General features: G+C 28.5%; 4 protein-coding genes. 2 read left to right on the top strand and 2 right to left on the bottom strand.

Annotated features, from left to right (window positions below; all coding sequences use genetic code 4):
• Window positions 1-7 precede the first annotated feature (7 nt).
• Entirely contained in the window at window positions 8-8,911 is an 8,904-nt protein-coding gene (locus ACWXVQ_RS01235) for a hypothetical protein (RefSeq protein WP_456013284.1), read from the top strand.
• On the top strand, window positions 8,911-17,754 hold the full coding sequence (locus tag ACWXVQ_RS01230; RefSeq protein WP_456013283.1) for a hypothetical protein: 8,844 nt from the start codon (window positions 8,911-8,913) through the stop codon (window positions 17,752-17,754). Before ACWXVQ_RS01235 ends, ACWXVQ_RS01230 begins: the two co-directional genes overlap by 1 nt.
• Before the next feature lie 127 nt (window positions 17,755-17,881).
• On the opposite strand, the gene ACWXVQ_RS01225 is transcribed toward ACWXVQ_RS01230, so the two are convergent.
• Entirely contained in the window at window positions 17,882-18,313 is a 432-nt protein-coding gene (locus ACWXVQ_RS01225; RefSeq protein ID WP_455966390.1) for a 23S rRNA (pseudouridine(1915)-N(3))-methyltransferase RlmH, read from the bottom strand.
• A 2-nt stretch (window positions 18,314-18,315) separates the two neighbouring features.
• Window positions 18,316-20,139 (bottom strand): tRNA uridine-5-carboxymethylaminomethyl(34) synthesis enzyme MnmG, encoded by a 1,824-nt coding sequence (mnmG, locus tag ACWXVQ_RS01220; RefSeq protein ID WP_456013281.1) that lies wholly within the window; start codon window positions 20,137-20,139, stop codon window positions 18,316-18,318.
• Window position 20,140: the final 1 nt, after the last annotated feature.

Here is a 20,140-nt window from a genome sequence, read left to right as displayed (position 1 = left end):
AGGAAACATGAATGAAAGAAATTTAGATTTAGAAAAGAAGCATAGAAAAGTAAAAAAAGGTGTTATTGTAACTTCTTTATTAACTGCAATACCAGCTATTACTTTAGCTGCTATTGTTCCTTTTCTTCATAATACTGAATATAAGTCAATAGATACAAAAGCTCATGATGACTTGGTTCAAGAGCAAAAGAAGGCTAGAATATTTTTAAATAAGTATGATGAAATGCTTTCGGAGCAATCAAAAAATAAATTACAAACAGCAATTAATTATGCAAATCAATTAATCGCAAATAAAATTAGCAATCAAACAGCTGATGCTGTCTCGGCTATTAGAAATATGCTTGATCAAAGAAATATTTTAAGAAGAATGGTAAGTAGTTTAATGCTTGTTGATTCAAACAGTGCAAAAATAGCACGTGATGCTATAGAACAACTAGGCAATTTAGTTAAGTCACCAGATTTAAAAAATGAGTTTAATAAACAACTAGACATCTATAATGCTAGTCAGCAAACTTATGATGATAAACAAAAATTTGTTGATGAGGTTGAAAAAATAATTGCTAAGCAAGACAAGATAGCATTTGATCTAGAATTAAAAATGAATGTTTTTGTCTTAAAGAATATTCAAAAAACAGATAGACTTAATATCAGTATTAAGAATGTTAAGGTTCTAAAATTAATTGATTTTATCAACGGCAAACTTGAACAAAATGTTTTATCTAGGGATAGTGTTGTTGATGTCTTGGATACATTGTTCACAACACAAAGTAATGATTTATTTAAAGATGAATCAATTAATAATGAAGGTGAAATTCAAAAAATTTATTCACAAATTGTTGAGGCAAAAAACCAAGTTGCAACAATGGATTTAGACCAGACAATAAAACAAATCATTTATGATGAACTAGATGCTATTAAGAAGTTTGTAATAGAAAATAAAGGAAATCTATCATTTGAAGTTATAGGACTGCAAGATTCAAAAAAAATAACGGCTTCACAAGTTATAAGTGACTATATATCAACAATAATCAACAAAACATCAGACTATTTTGGCAGTGATGAAACTACCTTAAACAAGGTGAAAGACTTAATTGCACAAGCAGATAAAATTAAACAACAAGTTGATAGCAAGTTTATTGGTGCTATTGATTTTGCTATTATTCAAGCAAATAATAAGGTTAAAGATACAGACCCTTCAACCAACAAATTAAAAACTCCAGCATATAAAATTCATTCCGATTTGTATAGGGCGTTAAATGAAATAGCTATTGCGAATAAATTACTTAATGATGCGAAGGAAGAAATTAATAAAATTCAAGATGCAAATTTTAAACAAGAGCTTATTAACAAAATTGAAAATCAAGAATTCAAAAGTAGTGCTGGTTTCTTTGAATATGTTTCAACTATAAATCAGATATTAAGTGATATTGACACTAATAATACCCTTAAAAATTTCTATAAAGAACAATTCAACATATTATCTAAACAGTTGAAATTTACATCCGGAAAAAATAGATACAACAAAACTTTTGTAAATGATGATTCTACGCTTTTAAATGTGCAACAAGCACTTTTAGCTATTAATGAAATTGACTTTGAGAATACTTCTCTTGCCGATTTAAGTAGTAAATTTGAGGAATATAGCGAATATGAAAGAATTGCCAACAAGAAGGAAATTGAAACTATTATTGAAGGAATCGAAGGCGAAGTTTCAAAAATCGTTAATATAAATAAATATTATCCAACCATTAAAAAGACATATGATAGTTTAAAAACTAAATTATTAGGATTGGCTTCAATTTATTCAACTGCAACACGTAAGGAAATGTCTGTTTTTGAAGATGAAAAAGCTATTTTACCTAATGGTCAAAAAGAGATAGCGGGTGGTTTAATCAAGGATGCTCTTGATTTCTTTGATGTTGCAAGGTTGTCGCATCAATCTAGCCCGATTTTTGAAGACAATAACAAGTTATTGGAAGCTATAAAAAAAGTGTGAAAAAATAATCCTGACTCGCCAGTGGCTAAAGATTTATCATTTAAAACAGCACGTATTAGTGCTGATATTAAATTAATTATGGAAGATTATAAGCTTACCCACGAACAAAAAGAAATAGAGATTGCTAAGCTCAAAAAATTACAGGATGAATATTCTAAGAAAGTGGTTAGTGCTAAAAGATTAGAAAATACAAAGGATGAAACTGCTCAAATTTTGGCTATTGTTAAAAATAAAGAAAAAGTTAAAACATATTTGGGTAAGGAATTAAATGAAATTCAAAAATTGAAGAGATTAGCTGATGAAGCACTAGCCGATCCAACACAACATGATTTGGATGATATTCAATCTAAATTATCAACAGCTTTGAATGATTTTGAAAATAAACGTTCAAAACTCGAATCATCAACTCAATCAGCAATCATTGCTCAACTTATTGATGATACATTTTCGTCTCGACGTGAAGAAGGTAAAACTACTCCTGTTGAATCTAAATTTTTAGAAACATTAAATAGTCTTCAAGCGGAAGTTGATGCTATTAAAGATGATAAAACTTTATCAGAAAAAGAAAAGAGCGACAAGCGCCAATTAATATCCAATAAATTTGATATTTTACGTGAATCTATCGAGGTTGCGGCAACATTCGAATTGTCTATTAAGCAACTTGAAGTCGAAAATAACGAAGCAAAAAAAGTGTATCATGCGCTAAAAGCTGATTCGACTAATAATAATTTATTTAAAACAATGGAAGCAAGAGATCAAATAAGAACAACAGTTGATAGACTCGAAGTTTTAAATACCCAAACAGATACTTTAATTGAAAAATATCACACAATAATTGAAAAAGAATTATATAATCCTGAGATTCATAATAAGACATGAATTACAAAACAAAATGTTGATATCGCTAATCAAACTCAAAAAATTAAACTTGAAGTAGCAAAAGACAAATTAACTAAAGAAAAAATTTTATTAGGAAATAATAAAATTGCTGATGCTGATTTATCCAACAATTTAAAAATTAATAATGATCCGTTTGCTTTAATTAATGGTGATATATCAATATTTGAAAAAGCTAGTGAAGATGGTCTTAGTGCTATTGATAGTGCTCAAAAAACTATTGATGGTATGATTTCAAGCATTGATGCTTTACAAGGCGAACTAAAAGGTTTATATGATAAATTAATCAAAGAAACTGAAGAAGAAAAAATTAAGGCAATTCAAAGGGAAATTGAATCAAAGAACTTCCAAATTGATGGCACAGCACAACGTATCACTTTTAACTATCAAAATATAATTAATGATACTAATAAGATAGTAGCTAAAATTGGTTCACAACATAGCTTACTGGAAAAAACAAAATTGTCTGCTATTGAGTTATCAAAAGTTGATAAGACTAAATATTTTGAGTTATATACCGCTTTTACACAAGTTATAAATGTTAATAGAGGATCGCTGAATGATTCCTTAGCTGAAATTAATGATAAAATTATTGCCTTAAATGAAATTAATGCAAAGATTGAAATATCGAAAGAAGTTAAGGATGCTATTGTACGCTTACAAGCTGTAAGAGATAATCAATATAAATCAGACCAAAATGATAAATCACAAAGATATATTTTTGAAAAGATTGATAAGGAAATAGAAGAAGAAATCGCTAAATTTAGCGCTTATATTTCAAATTACCGCACAACAAAGGCTGACCTTGTTAATCAAAAACAAAGAATTGAATATTTAATTAATCAATTTATGGTTAAAAAACAGGAAATTCACAGTTTATTTAATGATGCCAAAAATCGTTTAGAAAAGCAAATTGATAAATTTTTAAATGAAGAAAAAAATAATAATTTTTCGGTTTTAGTACAAACGCCTAGTTTAACTAATGGTTCAGAGTTGCAAAAACTAAAACTAAAATTTGATGATTTAATTAGTAGCCAAAAATCAGATCCTCAAGATAAGTTTAATAAATCAAATTATGATAAAGCTAAATTCGAAGAATTGCAAGCATTAGCTTCAAAAGTTGATATTAGTTTTAGAAAAGATGAATTTAAAAATACTAAATCACAAGTTGATAATAAACTAAATGAGCTAAAAAATAAAATGAATGAGTCTCCAATGATTAATTTTGAAAATAACTTAACTATTGAAGGCTTTATTGCAAACATTAGTGAAACTGTCACACATGCAGACAACGAAGTTATGCCTAAGGTTAACTCTACAGATGTAAATGATGTTTTAGCCGAAACTAAACGAATGGAAACACTAGGAAATCTAATCGAAGAACAACTAGCTGTTTCAAAAAGATTACTAGAGCTAAAGAAAAATAATAGTAGAAGTGCTGATGCATACAAACGCCTAGCAGATGCTTTAGTTAAGTCAGTTCCAGGCCAAAATGCTTCTACAGCTCTAATTGAAGATAAAATCACTGAACTACGCAATGCATTTGCAGAATCAGTACCTTTTGAGCAATTAAAACAAAACCAAAGAGATAGATTTGAGGCATTCAAAAAAGAAGTTGAAGGCAAGTTTAATGCGCAAACATATGATTCTAAGGTTAAGGAATCATTAATTGGAACTGATGGATTAATTTCACAATATACTAAAGAACTTGAGGATATTGTTTATAACAATGATAAAGCTAAATATGTTGAAGAAGTTAATGAAGTAAATAAAAAACTTCAAATTGTAAAAACAAATCTTAAAACTATTTTATCGCTAGCAGAGGCAGTTAAGGAAAATGAGGAAAAAGTAGCAAAACTTTCAGTTACTGATGGTCCCATCAAGGATGTTTTTGATAATTTAAAGAAACAATTTGAAACGCAAATAAATGATGCTAAGTCTTCATATAATGATCCATCTAAGTTTTCAATTTTAAGTCAAAAGAAAGCTGATTTATCTTCATTAGTTGTGAGATTAGAGAAAATAATTGAATTAAACAAAAATATAAAAACTCTAAAAGATGAATCATCAAGCATGACCTATAAAGAAGGCAGAAACAATACTGGCGCAGCCGCTGCTAAAGAGATGCTAACCAAATATGTTGAAAAGTTAGAATTATTTGCAAAAGATTCAAAGGTAAATAGTGACCTAAATCAAATGCAAATTCTAGATGAAATAGTAACCAAATTCAAGAGATTAATCGAAAAACAAAGAACAATCTTAGCAACTTATGATTCGTTAGGAGAGTTTAGTTTTGAAGGCCAAAAATATGGTTATGAAATTGATCAGAAAAACATAGGTCAATTTGTAAATGACTCGATTCCCGAACTACCAGCTGATGTATTTGCACCTATTACTATAACTTCAAAAATTGACGCAGCAACTAAAACGCTGGAAAGCCAACATCTTGCATACCAAGCTTTATATAATTCAAGAAAAACAGCATATACTGAAATTGAAAAAGCATTTAGCGATGAAAATAATATGCTAACAACATTGGATAAATATAAGGATAAAAACCAAACGATTTTTGATGAACTGAAAAAAGATAGAACTACTAGATTCAAAGAGAGATTAGATGCTATTTCAAAGGTTATTAATGCTACTGATATAAATGCGATTGATAATATAAAATCAGAAGTTTTATCTTCACATTCGCTATTCGAAAAGTATGCTGATTTGGCTGTTGTTGTTGCAAGTGCTAAGGAACAAGTCACAAAAGGTAAGGCTGCAACAAACAAATCAAAAGCTTTAACCAAAGCTATTCAAACTCTTGAAACAGAATTTAATAATGTAGAAAAAACACAAGCAGCACAATCGAAAGATAATTTTTACTTTGGAGTTTTGATTACTCTTGAAATTGAAGCAAAACATAAATTAATTGAAAGTAATGCTAAGAAGATTGATATTTTAATTTCATATTCAGATAAATTAAGTAAATTAACAAGCTCAAATGACCTAGATGAAGAAGCTAAAAAACCATTAAGAAAAATTCTTGATAATTTATTAGTTGAATTAGGCAACCGCGATGCTATTGATGTTCGTGGCTTGGAAGCCCTAAAAGAAACTTATTTAGAAGTAGGGAAAAATAGCTTTGATATTAGTCTAAAAAACAGCATCGAACTTAAAAATGCTATAACTCAAGCAGAAGCATTTATACCAACTAGCTCCGATAATGATTACAAGACCAAGGAAAGTGCTACAATGATGAATTTATATACTTCGTTGCAGCAAGCGGTCGATGAAGCTAAAAATAATTTAAAAAATGAGATTCATAATGAAGAAAATAAACTAGCTTCTATCTTTAAACTTACAAATCCAACTGAAAGTGTAGTTCAAAAACTTAAGGATCAAAAACGTGAAGAATTACGTGAGTTAAGAATACAAATTGATGAAGCAAATAATTTTCTAACTTCTTCATACACAAATATTGGATCTGATAAAACAAAGACGCCTTTGCAAGAGAGTTTTACTAATAATGCAGTTTCGTTGCCAACTAATTTATCTCTTGATACGTTAGCAAACATTAAAGATGCCAACGAAAAATTATTAAAAGCCAAAGAAGCTCTTACAAATCAAATAGCTGCAATCATTAAATTCGAAAAAAATCATTTAACTATTGTCAAGAATAGATTGGATTCGTATGTTAAATTGTTTAAATCACAGCAAGTTTCAATAGATAATAGTAATAAGCAATTGACCACTGAGCGAGCTAAAAAATTAAGTGTTTTATTTAATATTGATAAGTTGATTAATGGTTTTGAAAATAATGTGACCTTAGCTGGTCAAGTCTTAAATAAAGATACTTCAAACTATAAGTTAATTTCACAAGAGTTAAGAAATACCTCGAATACCTTAGAAAATGACTATCAAGCTATTAAAACATTAACAAAGAATGCTGCCGAACAATTGAAGATCCAAATTAATTCATTTAATGAAGAAATGAAAGATCAAAGTACGAATAATATCTTTAACATAATAAAATTATTAGATGGAAAATTAAATACTACAAGCAGCGATAATATTAATGGTATAAATGATATTAAACAAAATATTCAAAAGATAAACCAAGCAAATACTGCTCTTCCTTCTGATTTTAACAATCTTGCAGTACAGCAATTAAATATAAACTTTAATCAAGATATTAATGCCTCGACTGAGAACGCAGTAAAAGATGATTTTAAGAAATACTATGAAGCTATTGAAAAAATAATTACCGCTCTAGAAGCAATCGATAATCTAATATATGGTTCTGGCAATTTCGATGCCGCTAAAAGAGCAGTTGGTAATTTAATTAATTTCTATACTGAGGTTGTTTCTAAAAGTGTGCTTGAGCATATGCTTAATTTGGTTGCTGGAGATAATTTCAAACAAAACAATTCATCAAATAGTGTCTTTGCTAATATAATTAACTCATACAACGCAATACATAATTCAGCCGTAACGCAACAATTAAATACAGATAAGGCATTGATGAATAAAAATTCTTCTGTAGCTGCTAAGCAAGAAGCACTAAAAGCTATTTTCTCAAATCTTAATAATTTAAATAGCTGAATTAATGATTCAAGCAATAATATCTTCTTATTTGATTATTTGAATAAAAATAATGCTGAGAAAATAAGGGAAATAAAACCTAAATCAAGTACTTTGTATGAAAACTTTGTTGAAGAAATTAACAAGATAAATAATCAATCAAATGTAACTGAATTAGATATCACGCAAAATCAAGGATTGCTTAACTTATTTGATGTCTTTGCTATTCTAAAAAATAACGGAAATTTACCTTACAATACCACTAATGTTAGGGTGTTTATTACAAGAACTGCAACTTCTAATTCATGAGCACCTGAATTCTTACAAACCGATACTTCAACCAAGAAGACAAAAATTAATCTTAAGGTTGTATATAAGCATCCTTCAAGCCATTCAAATCAAAACTTTTTCAATGATGTAGCTGATAGAACTTTAACATTTAATGATGTTTGAATTACATTTAAAACTTTGCCATTTTTTAGGGTTACAAAAACTGATTTAGGGCAAGAAAACCAAACACTTCAACAAAATAAAACTTTTGTTCAGCAACATAAAATATTTGAGGCAAAAAAAGCGGGTTGAAACAATAGAAATATGAATGTTAACCTAATGAATGCCATTGCGGAAGGTGCAAATAAACATCTATTAAACCACAATCTTAAATTCATTCGTGAGGATGTTTCGTTTAGTAGTCAACAATGAGATGATTTATTATTTGGTAAGCTTCAGAAGCCGCGAAATGTTGATTTGTATAAATTAACATTAGAAGAAGCAATGAAGAGTGAATACACAAACTTTGATCTTTCAAATTCGCATAATAACTTAAAATATAAAATTAAAATAGATAATTCAAAAGGCTTTATCTTCGCTCAAGATGGTAGTGGTAGAAACTTCAAACATGCAATGTTATCTAACGGCAAAATGTTTTCATATTGAACACAAACAGGGGCCGATCTTGATTTTACATCTAATACCTTTAGAAACTGAATTCCTTTTGGATATACAATACCAGTTGTTTTTGAGGAAAATGGAAAAAAAGATTTTGGTGTGCTACACACATGATATGAATTATTAATACAAAATAATATAAATAGAAACGACGCTTCATTTAAAATGACTTTATCGGGTTACTCAAAATGATATTTCTATCCTCCGAAAGATACTATGGAGGAAAATGAAATAAATAACAATCCACTAGTTAAAGCTCATCCAGATGATGTTAATATTAAGGCATATGTTTTTGCCGAAATGTTTGCATCAAAGTGAACTGATAAAACAAAACAAGCAAACAATCAACAAGGGCGTGGTTATCCTGATTACCATCAAAAAAATCATCCAAAAGGTCAACGTGGCGGAAAAGAATGGAATGAACCACAAATTTTAAAGGCATATGATCATTTTGATTTCATGGTAAAAATTCATGAAGATAAAGAAGGGGATAAATAATGAACAAAATAACTAAGAAAAGAACGGCTGCTGTTGTTATGGCAACCATTGCTACTGCATCAACTCTTGTAGCAATGTATTTGACTAACTCTAACCATAAAACTACCGCTCCAAAAAATAATGACAGATTATTAAAACAACTTGAAAATAGTAATCTACTTTTTAATAAAGTGGTTGAGAAATTATCCTTCAGTCCAAAACAACAATCGCAGTTTAATAATCTTAATAACCTTGTTAAATTAACATTATCAAATCCTGAGTCATCTGCTGTTGAAAAATTTATTGCCTTAGATAACATTAAAAATTTTCAGAAAGATTACATAATTAAATATGTTAAAAGATTAATAAATAGTGAAGAACTTAGTAAAAATGATTTAAAAAACATTGAAGAATTATTGAGAGATCAGGCATCAAGAATTAGGGAAATAGATATTAAGAATCAATTTGATTCAGTCGACTTAACTGATATAAAAATAAGCCTTTCAAATTTTAATCAATTAAGTAAAGAACAACAATTTAATTGAATTAATAAATACAGTGAGTCATTAAGCGCCAAAACTGAATTGCAAAGGGAATTAATTGAGAAATATTTATTGGTTCCAAATAACAGTTTTGATGAAAATATTGCTGAATTAAAGAAAATGCTGCCAACAAAAGCATTACGTGGTGATATTGAGCAAATTATTAAACAAATTGAAGATGATATATTGTTTAATGATTTTAGAATTAATGATATATCCATAAATAAGCAATTGGTTGAAAATAAATTAATGGATATTAGAAGCATGACTAAATATGCAGAATTCAATGATTTTTATGAAAAAACAATTCATAGTATTGAAAAAAGTGTTGATGCTAATATCTTATTTATTACATCAGAAATTCTTAAGAAGTCAATTGATAGAAAAACTGATAAGAATTTATCTGAACAACTTCAGTTACTTGGTGATCAAATTTTATTAACCAATTCTGTGTATCAAAATAAGAATGTGTTTGATCAAATGATTACATTTGTAATTAGAAACGAAATGATTACGCAAGAATCTCTAAATGAAATTTTAAATTATCAAGTAACTAAAAATTACATAGCTTTATTCGATTATTACAAGAATATCGTTTCTATTAAAATTGATAATTCATTAACAATAGCTGATCTAAAATTAGCCAAAGCAAACTTTGATATTTACGAAAAGGCTTTAAATGATAAAGAAACCTCTTTAAAACAAATCATTGATGATTTTGGTTTATTTGTTCAATATGTAAAGAATGTGAATATTAATAATTTAACTCAACATTTTGAATCTATTTTAAAAGAGAAAGCATATAAAAATTTAATTAATATCGTTGATTTTGATAAACACAATAAACAAGAAATTATTAATAAGGTAATTGATTTTATGAATAGAATCAATTATGTGCAATATGTTGATAATGAAATTTCAAATGTTATTAAAGAATTTACGCAAGTCCATAAAAATAATCCTAAATTACTAAATGAACAAGAATTAAATATTCTTCTTAAACAATTAAGTGATTTATATAATCCTAATATTAGCATTAGCGAAGTCCAAAAAAGAGTAGTAGAAATCAATAATCTAGCCTCAACATTGGTTGAAACTAGACTTGAATTAGCTAATATTGCAAGAGAGATTGAAGATACTATTATTAATATTAATGGTTTTGATGCCAATACTAAGACTAAGTATTTAAGCAAGGATGTTCTACAAAAAGCAACTGATTTAAAAAACCAAATTTTAAGCGAGAACATTCTTTCTGACTTATCTACACAGCAAATTATTAGTAAAAAATATAGTATTAGGGAACAACTAAGAACTTTGCAAAAGGCACAGTTAGCTTATTTACAAGAAAGAACGTCGCAAGAAATTGCTAAATTAAAAGAATATGATTTATTAAAAATAAGTCAATTAACTAGTGAAAAGTTAAATAACATAAAAACTCAAAGTGTTGACATTAATTTATTGGCTAAAATCTTTGAAAAATTAAATATTGATTCAAAAAAAATAACATCAATTAATTATAATCCCATTGTTTCAAAAGATATTCTTAACCAAATTCAAAAATATAAACTAATAGCAATTATAGAAACTACCCGTTATCAAAATGATGCCGCAAAAACACGTAGTGAAGTTGAGGACTATGCACTTTTAACATTTAATCCAACAAATGAAAAACCACATTCTTATACTGATTATGAACAAACGCAGTTGGATAAATTGAATAGTACAAAAAAAATTCTTGCTGACCGTGCTACACAAATAAATAATTTATTAAATGATGTATTATTGAAAGGTTTTGAATTTGATAATCAAAAAGCTAATCAATTCAGCAATACAAAGTCAATTGACAGTGTAATTGGTATTACAAATAGCATCCAAGAAAGTGCAAAAATTATCAGAAAAGTTAATTCTACCTTAAATGAGTTGGATAAATTAATTGATGAAATTAAAGATGATGATGAAATTAAACATCAATTTGCACAAGATTTTGCAGAAATTGAAAAAGTAAAATCTGATATTAAAATAGCGCTTCAAGCAACACCTGTTGATTTTGAATTAGTTAATAAATTAAGTAATCTTGCAGATGAAAAATTAAAAAATCTAAGAGATAAGAGAAAAGATAGCAGCCTCGAATCGCAAATAAAGAGTATTGAAAAACTAATTAATAAAAATTATCAACATGAGGATTCTTCACAGCCGATTTCCGAAGGTGAAACATCATTGCGTTATGCTTATAATGAATTATTAAATCAGTCTCGCCAACCAGGGTTATCAAAAGCTGAAAAAGATGAAATTCTTGATAAGGTAAATAAGATTAAAGCAATGGTCTCTTATGTTAAAGATATTGAAAATAATATTGCTAGATTTGAAAAAACTTCTGATGAATATAATGCTCATACTGACAAACGTTCAAGAGTTCCACAAGCTATTGCCTCATCAGAGAGAACCAAAAATGAAATTGATTTAGTTATAAGACAGATTGCTAATGTTAATAATCTTCCTGATGTTGCCAAGGTCGCTGATTCTGCACGACAATCCAAGGCCATAAATGATGATTTAGACTTGGCATTTCATAAGGATCAGATTCGAGCAAGAAATGAAGATGTTCAATCTAAATCATATCCATCTTCAACTAATCTAAAACCTATAGAAGCTAAGGTTAATGATGCAATCAAGCAGATAGACACATATGCCAAAGGGAAAGAATCTACAACCTCTGATGTCACTGCTCAAGATGCTGTTAAGATTTTAACTGGACAAACGCAACTTATTGACGTAGTTAAGAGAGCAATTCTTGAGTCTGATAAAATTAAAAATTCTCCTTCATTAGTAGAAACCGAATCCGCCAAGGATGCTAATGCTTTATTAGATGAGATTGATAAAAATCTACCTGATAACTCTGATACTATTGAAATTATTAATAAAAAGAAGAAAGCAATCGAGGATGCTATTGTTATTTCACAATCAAAACATGAATTGCGTAAAATTGTAATTAATGATTTAGTTAATGTTTTATCAGAGGAACAACAAAAATATAAGATTCTTGAAGTAGTTAAGGATAAGGTTGCTGCCGCAAGAGAAACATATGAAAAAATACTTTCAGTTAACTCATCATCTGGTGGTGAAACTTACACACCTGAAAGTCTTGCTTCAAAGGTTAGCGAATTAAATGAACTTGTTAAAAATTTGTCGAAAGAACGTGATGACCTAATTAAAAAATATCGTGAAGAGAAAGCTCGGATTGATCTTGAAGTTATTCAATACGATAAAAAGTCATTTCATAATTTGCCTAAACCAGACTCACTAACGAATTTTGAAAATTATGAAAAAGCTCGCCAAAAATATGCGATGGATATAAATGATCCGATAAACTCAACTATTGAATCTATTAAAGAAAATGAAAGAGCAATGGTTGCTGGATATCATAAAGATATTGTTTTAATTTCCCTTGAAAAATATAAAGAATTTGTTAAAACGGATGTTGATAAACTAAATAATTCAACAGAAAAAACCTTTATCAAATCGCATTCAGATAGATTTTTAGCTAGAATTAATAATCAGTTATCAGTTGATATTGATTTTACAATAGCACAAGGTCTAATTGTTAATATTAACGAAATGTTAAAATTCCATACGCTTCAAATTGATGTAGCTACTGAATTAGAACTATATCAAAAAGATTCGAATACTGATGTTAATAAGAGGGCAATTGCTGAGCTTAAGGCATTGTTGAGTGATGAGCACGCCCCATTAGAAACTCTAAAAATAAAACAACAAAATGAGTATGTTTTAAAGGAACTAACACTCATCAAGGAAGAAGCTGGACTTAGAGCAAGAAACAAACAAAAAGCTCTTAGCTTATTGCAACACTTTGAAAACTTTAGAGCATTACCAGGACTAAATAATGGTCAAAACCAAAACCGTGTGATAGTTGATACACTTTCTAAACAAATTTTTGGAAATAAAAGCGTTGAGCTTGGTGATTTAGCTGACAACTTCTTAGTTACAAATACAAAGGAAGCTATTAATCAAATTCTTAATTCAAATCTTCAATCAACAACCAAAGCTCAACTTGTACAAGTAAGAACCAAAATTGAAGCAATTGAAAAGATCAAGGAATATTATGATGCACTTGCTTTAATTATCGGGTCCGCTGAAACGGTGATTAGTGCTGCTGGTTCATCAGTAACTGATACTGTAAACTCATATATAACACAGGATCTTAATCCTTTATTATCACAAGCAAGAGAATTATTTAAGATAGTGGTAACAAATAATTCAAAAACTTCTGATGAATTAGCAGAGTTAAATAAACAGAAATTTATTGACCTAATTAAAAAAATTCAGGTTTCAAAAGAGCGTATTCTAGATGTGATTGAAATAACTGAAAAAATCATTGATAAAATTAAAGAAATTAATAGTGATCTTGATTTCTATAGTCTTGAATCAATAAGTGGTACGAGAAATAATGATAAAATTGATAGTTGATTAAATGTTTTATTAGCAGATGCTGCTAACAACCTTTCAGAGACAACTGATATTCAAAAAGCCCAAAGAATTGCTAATGTTAAGGCAAGGGGTGAAGAGGCTCTAAAATTAACTCAATTATTAAAGCAAGTGTCTTCAAATGTTGCTACTTGAAGACTTGAACGTCAAGGGTCAACAAATTATGATGCAACCCAATTTGATGAGAATAAAGTAATTCAATATATGTGAGATGCCTTACCAAATATTGGCCAAAATCCAACTCAGGCTGAAATTAGTGTATTTATTAATGAATTAACTAATAAGGTTTCTGAACAAACTAAGATTCGTCAAACCCGTAAGGACTTATTTGATGGTATTAATAACATTAAAAATTCTACTTCATATCAAAATGCTAAGCAATATCTAACCTTAATAACCTCATTAAATAAGCAAATCGACGATATTATTGATTCTTCAACAAATAAAGAAGAAACAAATAGTGTTGAAAAATTAGCGCAAAACTTGAATAAGATTAATAATCTAAAGGCATTTTTATCAAAATTAGTTGAATTAGCTTCAAAAGCGACAGAAATTGAACAATTTGTAAGTGCTTTTGTACCACTAGATGTTACTGTTGACAAAAATAAGATGGAACTTGAAAATGAACTAACAACAGTTAAAACATTTTATACATCTGATATTCCATCTGCTGACAAAGCAGAAGAAGCGTCAAACAGTATAGATAAGAAGATTAAAAAGCTTGAACTTTTGAAGGCTCGCTTGGAAGTTTATCAACAGCTAGCTAGTGTTAAACTTAAAATAAAGAATGATACTGTAATAATAACAAGTGAGAAAGACGTAATTAATAAAAAAGTTACCAATTTTGAGAACGAATTGAAGGCAATTAAATTAGATGAAAATACTGATCCAAATACATTTGCTAACTTAGCGCAAAAATGATTAAATGGTACAGGAAATGATTCGATTGAATATGTTTTAACAAATTCAAGAACATTAGCTTATAAATATCAAGATGCCCAAAATATCCTTGATTATAAACAAACTGGTTTAAATGAGTTGCTTGATTCTAATGCTGTTAAGGAAGCATATACGCAACTTCAAAAATTAATTACTGAATCAAAAGAATTAAATAAAAATATTAATAATGATGAATTAGCAAAACTTGGTCAAATTAAGAAAATTCAGGATAAAATTGATCATCTTGTTAATGAAAAAGCGAACTCAGTAAGACAACTTCGTACTAAAACCAGCGAACTTTATGATAAATTATCAAAAAAAGGAACAGATGAGGTACAAAGCAGGGTATTATTGTCTACATTTTTAGAAAATGCCGTTAATTCTCTAAATATCGATAATGTTAAGACAAGAGACAATACTTATCCCGAGGCTGTTGAAACAATTAATAAAATAAACACTTCTTTAAGAAAAGCTCTTAATGAGTACAAGAAGCAAATTATTGCTACTTTTGATACACAACAAACACTTTTAAATACCGAATTTCAAAAGCTTGTTGATTTTAATGCAAATATAATTAATGATACGTTATGAACACAAAGCGCTAAAGATAAATTAACAACATTAGGAAATTTAAAAACAACTATTGAAACTTTTATTAACCAAAATAAAAACTTCAAGAATACCGTTGATAGTAAATATATTTCAATTGACTCACAAAATTCCTTTATAACAGATTTTGTTAATTCTAATCTTGAAGATATTAAATTAGCTAAAGAAGTAAAAGAGCAACTTATACAAAAAATAAAAGCAGATATTGCTCAAATGATTGAGGAAAATACTGGTTTTATCTTCAAAGTAACCGCTACATTTGATAAATATAATAATGCATTTTCTAATTCAGACTCAACTAAATTATTTGAAAAAGCAGGATTTGAAAATTCTAAGAAGTTATTTAATGAGTTAAAAACTAAATTTGAATTATTGAAGAATAAAAATTCAATGATTAAAACTACTGAATCTGCTCCTGATTTACAAAGATATGCTTTTGAAACAAAAGAATTAATTAATGGATACGATAATTTAGTTAGTGAATTTAAGTCAGAATTAGTTGGATTATTGAATAAAAGACAAAATTTAAATGATATATATCAATTATTATTTAAATCATCAGTTAAATGAAAAAGTAACACTGATAAACTTAGTGTGCTTGAAACTCAATATACTCAAAATTATGATTCATTAGCTAGTGAAAAAGATAACATCACTAAGGAAAAATCCTCAGATATTATTAATGATACATTTTTATCTGAAAAAACAAATAATGCTCTAAGTAATATTGAATCTAAGCTAAAGGTATTACTAGATTGAACCAATACAAATAGCAAGTTGTTTTATGAAAATATATTAGGTGAAACAGGTAGTGATACAAGTGCTAATAAAACTAAACCATATTATCAAATTTCTGCTAAGTCTGGCATCACAAGAGAGGAGTTTGATAGAAAATTAGAACAATTAGTTCCAAAAAATAATGAAAATGAACTTGATATTACAAATTTAGATGGTTTTCTTGAATTATTTGATAAATTTGCCTTTACTAAGATCGATAGAGATTCAATTTATAATCCCTTAAACTTTAAGGTTAAATTAATTAAAGATACTAGCACTGCTAAATTTGTTAAACCAGGCAGTTCAAGTATTACAGAAAAAACAAATACCCTTAAACTTCGTTATGAATTTAAACCAACTAACCTGGAGATATTTAAAGAATTCTCAGGATTTTCAATAGAAAAGGATGTTGATATAACATTCAAAACAAAACGAGACCTTGAACTTCCTGCCGGTACATCTAGCCTATTCTTTAAAGATTATAATAAAAATAATTTAGGTAAACAATCTAAACAAGTCATTGGTAAAGCTGATGAATTAGGGTGAACTCAAACAGATGCTGATGGAATTAAAAAACAAACTATTGATACATTTAAAAAGGCACTAGGTCTTGAAAACTCTAATGATGCTGTAATTATAAATTATAAAACTAGAGAAATATTTGATTATAAAAACAATAGTGGCAATGCAAATAACCCTACAGTTACAAAACGTAATGATTGAATAGACAATGCTAACTTTAATATTAAGTTTCAATTTCCTGAATTCGATGTTTACCAACAATCCACATCAGTTACATGAGAGTCGGAAAATCAAATACTAAGAATAAGAGTTATTAATGATAGTTTAATTCAAGTTGAAGCAATATTACCTGGAAAATTGTTAGTTGGTCCACAAAATTACACAAACAATAAAAATACCATTTTTGATACAAATGGTAATGAAATTACTAATGCAAATTCACATACCTATGATTCAACTAAAACTATGCCGGTTTCAGCAATATATACGTTGAGATTAGGCGTTGATTATGATTCAAATACAAAAGATGTTTCATTGTTTGTTAATCGTTATGAAAGCTTTAATGTTGCAAAAAATAAAAGTTTACATGATGATTCAATAACACCTACTTCTGAATTTATGTCTAATAGCAACAACGCTGAAACAAAAGCGTATGTTTGATCTAATTATGACTTTGCCAAATGACTGTCTACTCATCCTACAAGTTGGCAAACACCAGATAATGCTGATAGTAGCCATAAATCACCATTAGATCACCCTAATGACGGATTTAGAAAAAGTGGCGGCTCAAATAAAGAATGAGATCATATGTTAAATAATGATATTTGAGTAAAAAATACAAGATCATCTGGAACATACATTTGAACTGATAACAACCAACAACAAACTATTTCAGACGGAGAAATTGAAAAACTCGCAGTAGTTTATAACTCTGGTATTATTAATTTTGAATTTAAAGATTTAAAGAAATAATGCTTAATTTTAAATCAAAACCTATAAGCTGTAAAGGTTTTGGTTTTTTGTTTTAACTTCGTCAATAGATCCCTAAATGTCTAGAGAAAAAAATCAAATAATAAAATTACACCAAAATTTGGTGTAATTATTTATGATATTTAATATTTTTCTTAATGGCTAATCCACGATAAATTTGTTCAATTAACATGATTCTAAATAACTGATGTGGGAAGGTCATTCTGGAAAAACAAATTTTATTTTTAAATTTTGTTTCATCTACGCCATTTGACCCGCCAATAATAAAAGTTAAATTATCTTCAATAAGTATATTAGAAAATTCCTCACTACTCATTTGTTTTCCTTGTAATGAAAGATAAAAAACTTTTGAATTTTTTGGTATTTTTGCTAATATTGCTTCAGTTTCCTTTGCAATTTTAATATCAATATTATCATTAATAATTTCTTTAATTTCAATTAAATTAATTGTTGCTAAAAAGTTTATTTTTTTTAAATATGAATCATAAATTTTCTTAATATCTGAATTTAAAGAACCAACTGCAATTAAGTTTATTTTCATTTTTATTTTTTGCGGTTATTTAGATAGAACATTAGCATTTGTATGTCGGATGGGTTAATTCCACTAATTCTTGTTGCTTGTCCAATAGTTGAGGGTCTAATTTTTTCAAGTTTTTGTCTTGCTTCTGTAGCGAGATTATCTACCAAGGAATAATTTATATTTTCAGGGATTTTTAGATTTTCCAGGCGAATCATTTTTTCAGCAGCTGTTTCTTGTTTTTTAAGATATCCAAATAGTCTTACTTGAATTGTTAATTCTTCAATGAAGGGAAAATCATTTCCTAAGATATCTATTGGGTCTGTCTCAGGATTGGCAAGTAACTTAAGGTAAGATTGACCATTGATAACGTTATATTTAATGCCTAATTCACTCTTTGAAGACACATATTTATTTTTAAGTTCTTCAATTGTTGTTTGAATAAGATTATATTTATTAACAATTTTTTGATATTCTTCTTCATTTATCATTTTATTGTCATAAGCATATTGGCATAATCTTTCATCAACATTGTCATTTCTTAATAATAATCGATATTCTGAGCGACTTGTTAACATACGATATGGCTCTGTGGTACCTTTGGTAACGATATCATCAATTAAGACACCGATATAGGCATCGCTTCTTTTGATTTCCATAGAAGGCATATTTTGAATCTTATTTGCCGCATTAATTCCGGCTATTAAGCCTTGGGCCGCCGCTTCTTCGTAACCACTTGTCCCATTAGGTTGTCCGGCCGAAAAAAAGTTTTCTAATATTTTAGATTCTAGCGATTTATATAAGTTAAGTGGATTAATAGCATCATATTCAATAGCGTATCCATATTTTTGGATTCTACAATTTTCTAATCCAGGTACTGATCTAATCATTTCATCTTGGACATTGACAGGCATTGAAGTAGATAAGCCGTTAATGTACATAATGTCACCTTTTTTAGTTTCTGGTTCAAAAAATATGTGGTGTGTTTCCTTGTCTTGAAATCTAACAATTTTGTCTTCAATGCTAGGGCAATATCTTGGTCCGATACCAATAATTATTCCAGAATATAATGAGCTTTTATCAAGGTTTTTTAGCACTATTTCTTTAGTTTTGGCTGTTGTATGGGTTAGAAAACAAGAAGTTTGTTCATCTAATTTTATATTGCTTCGCTTGGAAAAACAAAGTTCAGTTTTATCTAGAATTTCTCTTTCTACTTTTGTAAAATCAATACTATCAGTATAAATACGACAAGGAGTTCCGGTTTTTAATCTTTGGATTTCAAAACCATATTTAGCTAAATTTTTGGATAGAGTTGAACTATTTTTTTCACCGTCAGGACCATCATTTTTAATATCAGTGCCTCGTAGGATGCGTGAGTTCATATAGACACCGGTTGTCATAATTGTGACTTGCGAGTGTATATCGCCGTGTTTTAAAGTTTTAACACCAACACATTTTTTGTCAACTATGATTAGATCAGAAACTTCATCTTCAATTAAAACAATATTATTTTCTTTTTTTACAGCATTTAGAATTATTTGTGAATATTTATCTTTGTCTATTTGGGCTCTAAGCGATCAAACAGCTGGACCTTTTGAAGTATTTAACATTTTAATTTGGATCATGGATAGGTCGGCAAAAAAGCCCTGAACTCCTCCTAGGGCATCGATTTCACGAGTAATAATTCCTTTTGCCGATCCACCAATCGATGGATTACAAGGTAGCATTGCTAAGCGGTTAGTATTTAGAGTTATTAAGGCTACTTTTAGATTTCTTTTTGCTAGTGCAAAAGTTGCTTCGATTCCGGCATGACCACCACCTATTACGATAGCATCATACTGATTGTTCATT

The organism is Mycoplasma sp. 527 (assembly GCF_053851595.1).
The sequence above is the reverse complement of the archived record's forward strand: the minus strand, read 5'-3'. Positions and strand labels throughout refer to the sequence as shown.